The 14,006-nt window shown below is 57.9% G+C and carries 12 protein-coding genes; 6 read left to right on the top strand and 6 right to left on the bottom strand.

Features of this window, described 5'->3' with window-relative positions:
• Positions 1-22 precede the first annotated feature (22 nt).
• Positions 23-463: a MarR family winged helix-turn-helix transcriptional regulator gene (locus ACK9YZ_RS29530; RefSeq protein WP_216760153.1), complete on the bottom strand. Its 441-nt coding sequence runs from the start codon at positions 461-463 to the stop codon at positions 23-25.
• Between the two features lie 253 nt (positions 464-716).
• Between ACK9YZ_RS29530 and ACK9YZ_RS29525 the strand changes: the two genes are divergently transcribed.
• Positions 717-938 (top strand): hypothetical protein, encoded by a 222-nt coding sequence (locus tag ACK9YZ_RS29525; RefSeq protein ID WP_416067107.1) that lies wholly within the window; start codon positions 717-719, stop codon positions 936-938.
• A 216-nt stretch (positions 939-1,154) separates the two neighbouring features.
• Here the strand turns inward: ACK9YZ_RS29525 and ACK9YZ_RS29520 are convergent, their stop codons facing one another.
• Entirely contained in the window at positions 1,155-1,451 is a 297-nt protein-coding gene (locus tag ACK9YZ_RS29520; protein WP_416067106.1) for a hypothetical protein, read from the bottom strand.
• A gap of 118 nt (positions 1,452-1,569) precedes the next feature.
• The gene (locus ACK9YZ_RS29515) at positions 1,570-2,703 is read right to left on the bottom strand and encodes a helix-turn-helix domain-containing protein (protein WP_416067105.1); all 1,134 of its coding nucleotides are present in this window, start codon (positions 2,701-2,703) and stop codon (positions 1,570-1,572) included.
• A 465-nt stretch (positions 2,704-3,168) separates the two neighbouring features.
• On the opposite strand from ACK9YZ_RS29515, the gene ACK9YZ_RS29510 reads away from it, so the two are divergent.
• The 5 genes from ACK9YZ_RS29510 to ACK9YZ_RS29490 all read left to right on the top strand — a co-directional run bounded on the left by ACK9YZ_RS29510 (position 3,169) and on the right by ACK9YZ_RS29490 (position 8,826).
• Positions 3,169-4,599 (top strand): basic amino acid/polyamine antiporter, encoded by a 1,431-nt coding sequence (locus ACK9YZ_RS29510; RefSeq protein WP_416067104.1) that lies wholly within the window; start codon positions 3,169-3,171, stop codon positions 4,597-4,599.
• A gap of 305 nt (positions 4,600-4,904) precedes the next feature.
• Positions 4,905-6,338, top strand: a complete 1,434-nt coding sequence (locus tag ACK9YZ_RS29505) for a basic amino acid/polyamine antiporter (protein WP_416067103.1) — start codon at positions 4,905-4,907, stop codon at positions 6,336-6,338.
• Positions 6,339-6,357: 19 nt separating this feature from the next.
• Positions 6,358-7,602 (top strand): arginine deiminase, encoded by a 1,245-nt coding sequence (locus ACK9YZ_RS29500; RefSeq protein WP_416067102.1) that lies wholly within the window; start codon positions 6,358-6,360, stop codon positions 7,600-7,602.
• Positions 7,603-7,764 carry a hypothetical protein gene (locus ACK9YZ_RS29495; RefSeq protein WP_416067101.1) on the top strand — a complete coding sequence of 54 codons (162 nt, stop codon included), beginning with the start codon at positions 7,603-7,605 and terminating at the stop codon, positions 7,762-7,764.
• Between the two features lie 21 nt (positions 7,765-7,785).
• Positions 7,786-8,826, top strand: a complete 1,041-nt coding sequence (locus ACK9YZ_RS29490; protein ID WP_216760159.1) for an AI-2E family transporter — start codon at positions 7,786-7,788, stop codon at positions 8,824-8,826.
• Positions 8,827-8,861: 35 nt separating this feature from the next.
• On the opposite strand, the gene ACK9YZ_RS29485 is transcribed toward ACK9YZ_RS29490, so the two are convergent.
• The 3 genes from ACK9YZ_RS29485 to ACK9YZ_RS29475 are packed head-to-tail and all read right to left on the bottom strand — an operon-like array spanning position 8,862 to position 13,951.
• Positions 8,862-9,563, bottom strand: coding sequence for an alpha/beta fold hydrolase (locus ACK9YZ_RS29485; protein ID WP_216760784.1), 702 nt, complete (start codon positions 9,561-9,563; stop codon positions 8,862-8,864).
• A gap of 12 nt (positions 9,564-9,575) precedes the next feature.
• Positions 9,576-12,782, bottom strand: coding sequence for an efflux RND transporter permease subunit (locus tag ACK9YZ_RS29480; RefSeq protein ID WP_416067100.1), 3,207 nt, complete (start codon positions 12,780-12,782; stop codon positions 9,576-9,578).
• Positions 12,779-13,951 (bottom strand): efflux RND transporter periplasmic adaptor subunit, encoded by a 1,173-nt coding sequence (locus ACK9YZ_RS29475; protein WP_416067099.1) that lies wholly within the window; start codon positions 13,949-13,951, stop codon positions 12,779-12,781. Before ACK9YZ_RS29475 ends, ACK9YZ_RS29480 begins: the two co-directional genes overlap by 4 nt.
• Positions 13,952-14,006 lie beyond the last annotated feature (55 nt).

Genomic DNA, 14,006 nt, shown 5'->3' with positions numbered 1-14,006 from the left:
AATCAAAAAATGGTGACGGCGCTCAGGCGAGTTCCGTCACCTGCCGAAGACGCGAAAGGGATTCGGCCAGAAGCGGCTCGTTGACCAGCATGCCCTCGACGTGCACCCTTGCGAGGCCTTCGAGAATGTCATGCCCTTTCGACGTCATGCCGATCAGAACGCTACGCTTGTCGTCCTCTGCAGGAATCCGCTCCGTAAGGCCGGCAGCACACATGCGGTCGACAAGCTGGACGGCGCCGTTGTGATGCATGAGCATCTGTTCGGCGAGGTCACGTATGCGCACATTCCTGTCGCGGGACGTACGCACGACAAGCAGCGCTTGGTATTGCTGCGATGTGACGCCAGCCTCCGCAAGTGCAGCCTCGCTGAAGGCCAGGAAGCGTCGCATTGCCAGACGAAACCCGGCCAGCCCATTGTAGATATCATCGTTCAGGCCCGAGGAACCGCGTCGGGAGCGAGGCATCGAACTAATCCTTTTCATACGTTATGCGTGATGTTATTTCGCGTGGTTACGCTGGAGAACGGATGGGCGGCGCGACTGAACGCGGGAGAGGCATCCCGCCGGCCTCGCTCGGGAACCGTTATCTCATCAAAATGGCAGAATGACTGTGCCAAATTCATGACTTTCCAGAATTTTCAAGGAGCTTGGTTAGCGGCGCATCGTGACGGCTGGCGCTCGAGACGAATGATACGGGTACGAACCCTATGACGTCTGGATGATCAAGACCTCGCCGCAGGCAATCGAACGCCAAGAGAAGGCGTTCGAACGGGATGGAACAACCATCCGTCCATTACCAGAAACCGTCATTGTCAAGGCACGGCTAAAGCACGCAGACGAAGAGCGTATGGTGAGCGGAAAGAGAGAAATCGATGCATCGCAAGCCGGGCGCCCGCCAAGCCCTCATAGATGCCTTGCGGCAAGCAAAATGTCCTTTTAATACATCATTACATGATATATTGTTGACTGCTCGCGCTGGGAGGAGGTTCGCGAGGGCGCATCGGCAGAAGCGGGCTCACCCGCCATCGCTCGAACGGTCAGTTGCAGCGCTCGCGAACCATATCCCCGATACCGGAAAACAGAAATAGACCAGGGTCAACGGTCTCCTCTTGTCAACCGGCTAATGGGGCAGCCTACGCACACGGCTGCCTATTTTTCAGGTCGCTTCGGTTGAAATATCGCAGTGACGCGAATCGCAGGCAGATCGGAGAACATGATGTGGCGAATTGTTAGGGAAGACGAGAATTCGATCGGCTCCGCGGATCTCGTTGCATTGAGCTTGTTGCTTGACGAATGGTGTCGCCGGCACGGCATCAATCACTTCGATCCAAGTGCTGCGGATACGGCCCAGATCCTGGTCGCCAAACGGCGTGCGGGAGCGACCATTGACAGCCTCAAGCAATCGCTTGCGTCTGGACTTTCGATCTAATTTTGCCTTGAACTCGTGGTCCATCGGACACGCTATTGATTAATCCGTCGCTTTTCAGATCGTGTCGAGGCTTGCAACTGTCGCCTCTGGTTCGCCCTTGTTACTGTTTTCAGGAATAAGTCGAGTGGGTCATGTGGCCGGTTCAGCCGTGCAGCCTGCGCAGCATTGTTCCAAACCGGCTTGCGGGGTCGCTTTCCTCAAGGCCCGGAGACTGTCGGCAAGGAAAATTGCTTCTTCTTCCGATCCGCACGTCCGTCGGGCTATAGCCGAATTCCCGCTTGAAGGCGCGACTGAATTCTGTGCCGTCACTGAAGCAGCGCTGCTCTGCCAAATCGAGTATGCGGCGTTGATCGCTCGGATTGGCCAAAGCTGCGTGTGCATCGAGCAGACGCCTATGTTGAATGTAATGCTTGACGCCGCCAAAAGCCTCGAACATGCGGTACAGTCGCGATCGCGAAACGCCCAATTCTCGCTCGAGCGTCTCAGGTCCCATGGTCGGGTCGAACAGCCTCGATTGTATGATCTTTTGCGCACGGTCGAGTAGTGTTACTGCAATCGGATGACTTGCCGTCTGTACGTTGTCGACCGAAGGAGAGGCGCACGCGAGTATCATCGCTCGCGTCGCCTCGACCAGGGCGGGAAGATCGGCCTGTTGGACGAATGGCAGCTGATTGGCGAGCCCCACCATATAGTCATGGAATAGCCGCGCCATGCCGCCTTCCAATGTTGTGAATTCCGCAGCGCTCAAAGCTTGGGATACGCGGGGACAAAAATCCCGCGGGACGAACAACATGAGCAACTCGCTCGCCGTCAGACTGCCATGGAAACTGCGACCCATTGCGTGGACTTGGGTGGCACCGACAGTGCAACGGAATGTGCTGGTAGGCGCTTCCGTATACGCCTCTCCGGAAAGCAAAACCGACAGGATAAAATGGTCGAGCGGCTCCCAGTGGAGATGACGTGTTACGCTCCCGAACTGCAGGGGATCCGTCGTAACCTGCGAAAACACAAAGCAGCCAAGATCCCAGGTGACGTGCCTGCCGATGAACCCTCTCCTCGTGTCACGTGCGGAGTCGATATCAAAGATCGGGGCGAAATTGGTGCGCCACGCCTCGAACTGGTGGATCCTCGGCACCGCGCTCGTTACGAACTCAAAGGAAGATAGATTTGAGAGCTGCGACGGTCCGAATGCGCGTTTTTCCGCTGCACCCCGTTCAGACGCAAGGCGGGCCGAGTGAAAGGCTGTTTGCCGCGCCCCCAGCTGATGAACTGTCATGATATTGATGCAGACTGAACTGCACTTTCAAAAGCGGAATTCGACATCGAAAGTCTCCAACCAAAATCCGCATTTCAACTGGATGCCTGGCCATGCACGCGGTACTCATGCCGGATTTCGGGTCGTTTATTAGCATGATCGACAATAAAGCACAATCTAACCGAGCATGATAATTCCCCACTATCGCTGTATAACGTGTCGTTTCACTGGGCAGACATCGCTGGTCCGATCCCGCCCGAATTCTCGACGCGGCTTTCGAGGTAATTCGCCTGTTTTCACCAACGGACCGATTTAGCGCCGAGGATCTGCGCCCGCCACGCCGACAGATCTGGCCTCGATCCGCTTGGGGGACGCAGGGCACAGGCATGAGATTCCATGCCATCACCGGCGGGTCGAGGATCAGGTAATGTTAGCTGATGAACGGCCGTTGGTACCGGCCAGATAGGCCTACCTGGATTGTCTGCCATGAGCTCCTCTTCCGAAGGCAAATTTTCGCTGTGGACCCTGACGGCGATGTCCGTGGGATCAATGGTCGGCGCTGGTATCTTTTCGCTTCCACAAGCGTTCGGACGCGCGACAGGCCCATTCGGCGCAACGATCGCCTGGATGATCGCCGGTGTCGGCATGTTGATGCTCGCCTTCGTTTTCCAGACGTTATCGGAACGCAAACCAGACTTGGACGCCGGCATCTACGCCTATGCGAAAGCGGGTTTCGGCAACTATCTGGGGTTCCTGTCCGCGCTCGGCTACTGGTCCGCAGCGCTCCTTGGCAATGTTTCCTATTTTGTGCTGATCAAGTCGACGCTTGGCCTCTTCTTCCCGATCTTCGGCGATGGAAATACGCTTTTCGCCATTGCCATCTCCTCGGTGCTACTGTGGACCGTTCACGCGCTGATCTTGCGTGGAATCCGCGGAGCGGCGTTGATCAATACGATTGTCACCTTTGCCAAAATTATCCCAATCATCCTCTTCATCGTATTTGTCATTTACGGTTTCCAAGCCGACATCTTCGCGCTCAATTTTTGGGGAGGTGACACCGTTACCTTTGGCGGTATCGCAGGGCAGGTCCGCGCGACGATGCTGGTGACGGTATTCGTCTTCGTCGGCATAGAAGGCGCAAGCGTCTACTCTCGCTATGCCCGCAATCGCTCTGATGTCGGAATTGCGACATTACTCGGCTTTGCGGGCGTGCTTTGTCTGCTCGTCCTGGTGACAATCCTCTCTTACGGCGTCATGCTTCGTGCCGATCTTGCCAGTTTGCGCAATCCGTCGATGGCAGGGGTGCTGTCGTCGGTCGTCGGCCCCTGGGGCACCGTGTTTGTCAGCGCCGGGCTGATGATCTCGGTTGGTGGGGCCTATCTCTCCTGGGTTCTGCTTGCCGCAGAAATTCTCTTCTCCGCTTCGAAATATGGGACGATGCCCGGATTTCTGATGCGTGAAAACAGTGCCGGCGTGCCGTCGAATGCGCTCTGGTTGACCAACATTGTGGTGCAGGTCTTCCTGATCCTGTCGCTATTTGCCCAGTATGCGCTTCGTCTGGCTATCGAACTGACCAGCTCAATGATTCTGATCCCCTATTTCCTCGTCTCCGCCTATTCTTTCAAGCTTGTTTTGACCGGCGAGACCTACGAACGGGATTCGGCAAGCCGACACCGTGAATTCGTGCGCTCCGCAATAGCACTCGTCTACACTTCCTTCCTCATCGCCGCCGCAGGTGGCACTCATCTGCTGCTCTCCGCCGCCATTTACGGACCCGGTTCCATCCTGTTCTTCATGGCGCGCCGGGAGCAGAAGCTTCCTGTGTTTAAGCTGGCCGAAACGCCGGTGTTCATCGTTGCGGCCGTAGGGGCCCTGATTGCCATCTACGCACTCGCAACGGGTCGAATCTCCGTCTAGCCAAGTCACACCGCAGATCCGGGCCGCTGCCGTATTTGTGCGAAAATGCCGCGCCACCGGCGCTTCCCCCGACCTTCCGGCTTCACGCCGACCAGTCTTCTGTTTTTCAAGTCGCTGCCGTCAACGCCGCAGCTTAACGCATTGTTCGCTAACTTCGTGGATTTCGTCACTTTTAGACGCAAAGCATAGTTCTGAGATTCTGTGCGATCACGGCCGGGACGGAAGCACTTTATAGTGTGGGTAAACGCACGTTCCTGCTGCACGACATCTTCGAAAAGTCCGAACAACCTTCCTGAGAGGGCATTATGGCTTCGGCTTCCACGCAAAAATTATCCCTCTTCGCACTGACCGGGATGGTGGTCGGTTCGATGGTCGGCGCCGGTATATTCAATCTCCCCGGCCGTTTCGGGACGGCGACCGGTCCGTTCGGCGCGATCATAGCATGGATGATAGCCGGCACTGGCATGTACATGCTTGCACGCGTCTTTCAGGCCCTGGCGGAAAAAAAGCCGGAAATTGATTCTGGTGTCTTTGCCTATGCCAAAGAGGGCTTTGGAAACTATATGGGCTTCCTTTCCGCCTTCGGGTACTGGCTTGGCAGCTGCCTTGGCAACGTCTTTTACTGGGTCCTGATCGGTTCCACACTCGGTCTGTTCTTCCCTTCGATCTTTGGCGACGGAAGCACTATCATCGCCATTGTTGTTTCCCTCCTGGGGATATGGGCCTTCCATTTCATGATCCTGCGCGGCGTCGAGCAAGCCGCATTCATCAACGTGATCGTGACAATTGCCAAGATCGTCCCGATCATCGTCGCCATCCTGGCTATGGCCTTCGCGTTCAACTACGCGCAGTTTTCCGCCAATTTCTTCGGCGGTGTGGATATGCCGGAAAAATCTCTGGTGGCGCAGGTTCGTGACACGATGCTCATCACGGTCTTCGTCTTCCTGGGGATCGAAGGAGCGAGCGTCTATTCACGCTTCGCCAGGGCCCGCGCCGATGTCGGTACCGCGACCATTCTGGGCTTCATCGGAGTGACCGGTTTGATGGTGGCGATCACTTTGCTTCCTTACGCTGCGATGCCGCGCGCAACGATGGCTGGGGTCCAGAATCCTTCCCTCGCCGGCGTCCTCGAAGTCGTCGTCGGCCATTGGGGTGCGGTATTCATTTCGATCGGCGTGCTGGTGTCGGTCCTCGGCGCCTATCTCGCATGGTCGCTGATCTGCGCCGAAGTGCTGTTTGCCGCTGCCAAATCAGCGGACATGCCAAGGATTTTTGCGGCACAGAACAACAACAGGGTGCCGGCCAACGCGTTGTGGCTGACAAATATTGTCGTCTCGTTGTTCGTCATCTCGACCTATTGGTCTCGAGACGCTTTCAACTTCATGCTCGACATGACGAGTGTTACGGCCTTACTGCCCTACCTTTTGGTCGCAGGCTACGGTGTTTTGCTTGCGCGCCGCGGCGAAGGCTACGAGGAGACACCCCAGGAGCGCGGCCGCGACCAGGTTTTTGCCTGGATCGCCGTGATTTACACGATCGTCATGTTCGTCGCCGCAGGGCTGAAATACGTTCTTCTCGTCAGCGTTTTGTTCGTGCCTGGAACCATCCTTTACGTCTGGGCGCGGCGCGAGCAAAAGGTGACGCTTTTCACCAGCATCGAACTCATCGTTTTCGCCGTCACCGTGATTGCGGGTCTCGTAGGATTTTACGGCCTGCTCACGGGCACCATCACGCCTTGATGACATAGGGAGTAGATCGATGACACAGGAAATCACATTTGGCGTGCATTCCGAAGTTGGCCAATTGCGAAAAGTCATGGTTTGCGCGCCCGGCCGTGCCCATCAGCGTCTGACGCCGACAAATTGTGACGCGCTTCTCTTCGACGATGTTCTTTGGGTCGACAATGCCAAGCGCGATCACTTTGATTTCATAACCAAAATGCGCGACCGCGGCATCGACGTGGTGGAGATGCATAACCTGCTTGCCGAGACGGTTGCGATCCCCGAGGCCAAGACGTGGATACTGGACAACCAGGTCGTCGCCAACCAGATTGGTCTCGGTCTTCTGAATGAAGTGCGATCCTATCTGGAAGGGCTTTCCGACCGGGATCTGGCCGAAACGCTGATCGGCGGCCTGTCGACGTTTGAATTTCCGGAAGCCATTGGAGGCGAGCAACTGGCGCTGATCCGCGATGCAGCCGGCGTCAACGAGTACTTACTGCCGCCGCTGCCGAATACGCTCTACACCCGAGACACGACCTGCTGGATCTATGGTGGCGTAACGTTGAATGCGCTCTACTGGCCGGCGCGTCATGAGGAGACGATCCTCACCACGTCCATCTACAAGTTTCATCCGGATTTCGCCGGCAAGGTCAATGTATGGTGGGGCGATCCAACGAAGGACTGGGGCCTTGCGACGATAGAAGGCGGCGATGTCATGCCGATCGGTAAGGGTAACGTCCTCATCGGCATGAGCGAGCGCACGTCGCGACAGGCGATCAGCCAGGTGGCGGCAGCGCTGTTTGAGAAAGGCGCCGCTGAGCGCGTCATCGTCGCGGCCATGCCGAAGCTGCGCGCTGCCATGCATCTCGATACCGTGTTCACCTTTGCGGACCGCGATTGCGTGCTGATCTACCCCGACATCGTCAACAATATCGAAGCCTTTTCCTATCGCCCCGACGGCAAGGGCGGCATCGAACTTCACAAGGACAAGGGCTCCTTCGTCGACACTGTGCGCGACGCGCTCGGACTAAGGGCGATGCGCGTCGTCGAGACCGGCGGAAACGACTATATGCGCGAGCGAACCCAATGGGACAGCGGCGCCAATCTGGTCTGCGCATCGCCCGGTGTCGTCTACGCCTATGACCGCAATACCTACACCAATACCTTATTGCGCAAGCAAGGCATTGAGGTGATCACGATCACGGGCGCAGAGCTTGGGCGTGGGCGAGGTGGTGGGCATTGCATGACATGCCCCATCGCTCGTGACGCCGCCGACTATTAGTTGTCGCAGGAAAAAAGTCGGCCCACCTTATGGCGCGCCCTGCTTGCCGTCGCTTGGGAACGCGGCGGCAATCCGCTCGATGACCTGAAGCTCATCGACAATCTCGAGAAGAGCCTGAAGGTCGTCATGAAGGATGGCCGGATTTTCAACAACACACTCTGACCTATCCAGGCGAGGGCAATAATGCGGGCAGGGCGACATCGAGCAGTTCCTTCAGCTCAGGTCGTCATTGCGGTGCTTGTCGTGATCGCCATGTTGCCGGCGGGCGCAACGGTGCTTGCGCCGCTGGCATTCGCGCTCCTGGCGATAGCCCTTCTGTGGCCGGTCCAGCATCGCATGCAGACCGTTTTTCCAAGATACATCGCGCTTCTGGTGACATTGGCCGTTATGATGCTGGCCCTTCTGGCATTCGGCTGGATCTTTGCCTGGTCTTTCGGACGTGTCGGCGGGTGGATGGTCGACAATACGGCTCGCTTTCAACAACACTATGATGAGCTTCGTCAGTGGCTGGAGGGACACGGCATCGACGTTGATGTGCTCTGGGCCGACAGTTTCGGCGCCGCTTGGGCAATGCGCGTGGTTCAGGCCGTGACGAGCCGCGTCAACAGCACGTTCAGCTTTTGGCTGATCGCTCTCACTTACCTTCTTCTCGGCTTGATGGAGGTCGAGGGTTTTGAGAGCCGGATCAAGGCGATGCGTAATCCGGTGGCAAGAAAATTCCTGCTCGACGGCAGCCGGGAAACGGCGCAAAAGCTTCGACGCTTCATGAGGATCCGGACGATCATGAGCATCACAACGGGGCTGTTCATCTGGTTCTTCACCAGCAGCTTTGGGCTGCCCCTTGCAAAGGAATGGGGCGCGATTGCCTTCGTTTTGAATTACATACCCTTCATCGGTCCGCTCGTGGCAACGCTGCTTCCGACCGCCTTTGCGCTCATTCAGCTTGATAACTGGCAATCGGCGATTGCCATCTTCCTGGGGCTCAACCTCATTCAGTTCACACTTGGCAGCTATATTGAACCGCGCATATCCGGCAGCGCTCTCTCCCTCTCACCAGTCGTCGTGCTGCTTTCCGTTTTTGCCTGGGGTTATCTCTGGGGGATTTTCGGCGCGTTCATCGGCGTACCGATCTCGATCGCGCTGGTGACATTCTGCCGCCATCATCCCTCCAGCCGGTGGGTGTCCGAACTTTTGGGACGCGGTAGCGAAGCCGGCGGCGTCTGATCTGAGACTGCGCCAGCGATGAGGCACCACGCCCTTTATCGAAACATCTCGAAGAGCGCCGTGCTTGCCTCCTGCATTGTCAGGCCGTGTTGAAACGCGCCGTTTTCGACAAAATTGACTATCTCGGCGATGACGATCGGGTTGAACATCATGAACGTGTGCGTGGCATGTAGCACCAGATGGTCAGTCGCACCCTCCAATCTCGTCGATGCCACGGACACTTTTCCATCGTTCCGCCCCTTGATGATGGAGTTGAAAAGCGGATTGACGGATATGTCGCCTGCGATGATGCCAACGGGATAATCCGGAAGCGGCAATAGCTTCGGCAACGCCGTCTGACCGGTTCCTAGCTCGCGTCCGGCTGGGCCGTTGATCCAATGAAATGGCAACATCTCTCCGAAGACATCCACGATCTCGGATCCGTTGTTGGGTGGCGCCAGCATGACCACCCGCCCGAGATTTGTAGGACGCCGATGGGCCAGCCAATAGCGAACAAGAATTCCGCCCATGGAGTGGGTTACGAAATTGACGCGTCTCTGCCCGCACATCGCCACAGCATCACCGACGTAGCCGGCAAGTTCGGAGATTGTCGCGCGCGTTGAGGGATATTCGTTGTTGATGACGAGGAATCCGCGCCGTGCCAGTGCCTTCTCGACAAGCCGAAGGGATCCGCTGCCGCGCGCAAGCCCATGCACCAACACGACGCATTCCGCATCGTCCTCACCGGCATTACCCATCACGCCCCAGACCTACTCAACTTCAGCGTTTCCAGTTTCGATCCGACCGATCGACCCTTCATTCGTGCTGGTCGCCGCGGTAGGATCACGGGTCTTCTCGGCATGGGCGGTACCAAATAGTTTCCGCTTGCCGGCCTCCCTCACCGTCTGAACGAAAATATAGAGCAAAGGAATGGTGAGGAGGCCGATAATCGTTCCGAGCAGCAGCCCACCGAGAACGGTAACACCGATCGCCTGGCGGCTGCCTGCTCCGGCTCCCGTCGCCACCACCAACGGTACCACGCCCAATATGGAAGCCATCGCCGTCATCAATACCGGTCTGAAGCGCTGCGACGTTCCTTCGCGTGCCGCTTCTATGATGCTGAGACCTTCTTCCCGCCGCTCCTTGGCGAACTCTACGATGAGGATGGCGTTCTTGGCCGCCAGCCCGATCAGCAGCAGCAGGCCGATCTGGGCGTAGATATTGAGATCGATGCTGCCGACCGCCAGTCCCGCCAGGGCCCCGAGCACCGCGACGATCACGGACATCATCACGGCGAGCGGGACGCTCCAGCTTTCATATTGGGCGACGAGGAAGAGATAGGTGAGGATGATCCCCATGGTCAGGATGATGACCGTCTGTCCGCCCGCCTGCTTTTCCTGAAGGGCAAGTCCCGTCCATTCATATCCGAAGCCCGGCGGCAGCTTTTCCGCAGCAAGCGCTTCCATGGCGTTCAAGGCATCCCCGGTACTCGCACCCGCCGCAGCCTGCCCGTTGATCGCGGCGGATGGAAAAAGGTTGTAGCGATTGACCGAGTTTGGTCCGTAGACGGTCGAGATGGAAAGCAATCCTTGCAAGGGCACCAGATCGCCCGACTGGCTTCGCACCCTCAGCCGCTGGATGTCCTCGATACGCGAGCGGAACGTCGGCTCGTCCTGGATCCGAACCTGGTATACGCGCGAAAATATGTTGAAGTCGTCGACATAGGCCGATCCCAGATGCGCTTGCAGTGTGCTGAAGATCGTCGCTGGTGAAACGCCGAAAAGTTCGGCCCGTCGCCGGTCGATATCGAGATAGATCTGCGGTGCGTCGGCCGAAAACGTGCTGAAGACGCCTGTTAACCGCTCCGTCTGGTTTGCTGCGACGATCAGCCCGCGCATCACTTCGGCTAGTTCCTCCTGACTTTGCCCGGCGCGGGCCTGAAGGCGAAAGTCAAAGCCGCCGGTCGTCCCGAGACCAGGTATTGCTGGCGGATTGAACGGGACAACCGACGCCGTCGAAACCTTTCTGAACTCCGTTCGAAGCTCGTTCATCAACGCAAAGGCGCTCTGGTCCGACCCGCGTTCGCTCCACGGCGTGAGCGCCGAGATGATCATTGCCGAATTGGAGCCGCCACCGCCTATCATGCTCGTCCCGGCAATGGCGATGGTGTTTGCAATCCCAGGCGTCCGCTGGAGCACAGTGGTGACCGCCGCGACCGTCTCCTGCGTGCGCTCGAGGGAAGCGGAATCGGGCAATTGCACGTTCATGAAGAGATAGCCCTGGTCTTCGGCGGGGACAAAACCCACGGGCAGAATGCGATAAAGACCGTAGACGCCCACGACGGTAATCGTGAGAAACAGCAGGCTGAGGGCAATCCTGCGGGCAAAAATCGCCAGCAAAGAAATGTAAAACCGTCGCGACGCATCGAGGCCCCGGTTTATCCTGCCGAACAGCTTCGACCGGCTCTCCTGTGCCGGCCGGAGGATGAGGACGCAGAGTGCCGGACTGAGGGTCAAGGCATTGATCGTCGAGAAGGTGATCGTGATCAAGATGGTGACCGCGAACTGACGGTAGAGTTCACCGGTTATGCCGGCGAGGAACGCAACCGGCACGAAGAGAGCGGCCAGCACCAACGTTGTTGCAACGATTGGCCCCGTAACCTGGCTCATCGTGCGTAGCGTCGCTTCACGCACGTCGACGCCCAGCTCGCTCATGATGCGCTGGACATTTTCCACCACGATGATCGCGTCGTCCACGACAAGACTGATCGCGAGGATCATCGCGAAAAGCGTGATCGTATTGGCCGAATAACCCAGGAGATAAAGCACGGCAAAGCCGCCGATCAGCGAAACGGGTATGGTCAGCGTCGGGATGATTGTCGCGCGCCAGTCCTGCAGGAAAAGGAACACGACCACGACAACGAGCACGAAGGTGATCGCCAGTGTAATGAAAATCTCCTGGATGGTCTGCCGAACAAAAGCGGTCGTGTCGAAAACGACCGTATAGGCGAGGTCATCAGGAAATTGTTTCGACAATGTCTGCAGCTCGCCGAGAACGGCGTTCGATACCGCCAGCGCGTTCGCATCGGTCGATTGGTAGACGACGACGGTCGCGCTCGGCCTGCCATTCAGGGTCGATGCCGTATCGTAGGATTGTGCGCCGAGCTCGATCCGGGCGACGTCGCGAAGATGGACGATCGCTCCGTCCTTGTTGGTGCGGATGATGATGTTGCCGAACTCGTTTGCATCCGCAAGCCTTCCCCTGGCCATGACGGTCAACTGCAGCTGCTGACCGGTGGGCGAGGGGGGCGAACCGAGCTGGCCGGCGGATGCCTGGACGTTCTGGGCCTGGATCGCCGTCGTCAGGTCGGCTGCGGTTACCCCAAGGGCCTGCATGCGATCGGGGTTCATCCAGATCCGCATGCTGTAGGCCGGGCCAAACACGCTCGCCTCACCGACGCCGGGAAGGCGAGCGATCGCGTCCCGGATGTTGATCATGGCATAGTTGCTGATGAAGACATCGTCCCTGGTGCCGTTCGGCGAGTAGACGGCAAAGCCGAGTAGCATGCTCGACGAACGAGTTCTGACCGAGACGCCTGTCTGTGTAACGGCAGCGGGAAGCCGCGGCGATGCCATTGACACGCGATTCTGCACATTGACCTGGGCGATTGCCGGATCCGTGCCGGCTGCGAACGTAACCGTCAGGCTGTAGGTGCCGTTATTGGTGCTTGACGACGACATGTAGAGCATGTCTTCAACGCCATTCACCTGATCCTCGATCGGCGCTGCCACGCTGTCGGTCATGACGCTGGCATTCGCGCCGGGATAGGTTGCCGTGACCTGCACTTCGGGCGGTGTGATCTGCGGAAACTGGGCGACGGGTATCAAGAAGAGGGAGAGGCCGCCTGCGATCATCATCACGACTGCGATGACCATTGCAAATCTTGGCCTGGCAATGAAGTGCGCCGAAAGGTTCATTGGGGTGAACCCGGTTGCGGTTCCATCGGCGCGAGCGAGATCGCGTTGCTGTCGGTTGGAGAAACTTCCATGGGCTCGACGACGAGGCCTTCCGAGACGTTCTGTAGGCCGTCGACGATCAGTTTTTCCCCGCCTTTAAGACCATCATCTACCGCCCACCTGCCACCGATCTGTCGAGTAATCCTTATTCGACGCAGCTCGACGGCATTTTGCGCGTTGACGAGCAGGACGTACTTACCGTCCCGATCCTGCTGCACCGCCCCCAGCGGCACAACCGGACGGAGCGTCTTTTCCCTTTCCGATATGACAACTGTTACGAACTGACCTGGAATAAGCAGGGCATCTGGATTGGGAAATAGCGCCCGAACGGGCAGTGTTCCCGTCGCCGGGTCGATTTCGTTGCCGAAGAATTCGATGCTTCCCGGCTCCGTGTAAGATTGGCCATTCGACAGCCGCAGGCTGGGCTTATAGCTGCTGGCAAGCGCCTCCTTGCCGATATTGCCTCTGTTTGCACGCAGCTCGAGGATCGATCGATCGCTCACCGAGAACACGACGCGGATCGGATCCATTTCGACGACGCGAGCCAATGCCGTTGAACTCCCGCTGACGAAGCTTCCGACGGACAATTCCGCAGCACCGATGCGGCCGTCAATCGGCGAGACGATCCGGGCATAGCTGAGATTGAGCTCGGCCTGGCTCACGCGTGCTTGTGCCGACAGAAGGTTTGCCTGGCCGGTTTCAAGGGCGGTCTGACTTTCTTCCAGCGTCGCGCGCGATACGGTTTGGCTGCTCAGCGATTGATTTCGCGCGACCCGCCGTTGAGCATCCGCCAATGTCGCCTGGGCGCTCGCAAGCGCTGCCTTGGCGTCCGACAGCGCTATTTCCAGGGACCGCTTGTCGATCAGAAAGAGATCCTGATCCTTCCTGATCAATTGGCCCTCATTAAAAAGACGTTGGTCGACGAAGCCTTCGATGCGCGAACGGATATCGACGGCATTGACTGCCTCCACTCGTCCGACGAATTCGTGTTTCGGCGAAACGTCCTGGACCGGCACGGTGAGGACGCCGACGGACGGACCAGCCTGTGCCGCCACGTCCTGCGGCACTGACATCAGAGCTGCGAACAATAACACCAGGAATGTCGGCGGAACTCGACGATGCAACTTCATCGACATGTCTCCAACAGAACCGTGAAATTAGATCACTCAAGGCGGATGGAAGCAG

The organism is Rhizobium sp. ZK1 (assembly GCF_047782645.1).
Classification (GTDB): Bacteria; Pseudomonadota; Alphaproteobacteria; order Rhizobiales; family Rhizobiaceae; genus Rhizobium.
The sequence above is the reverse complement of the archived record's forward strand: the minus strand, read 5'-3'. Positions and strand labels throughout refer to the sequence as shown.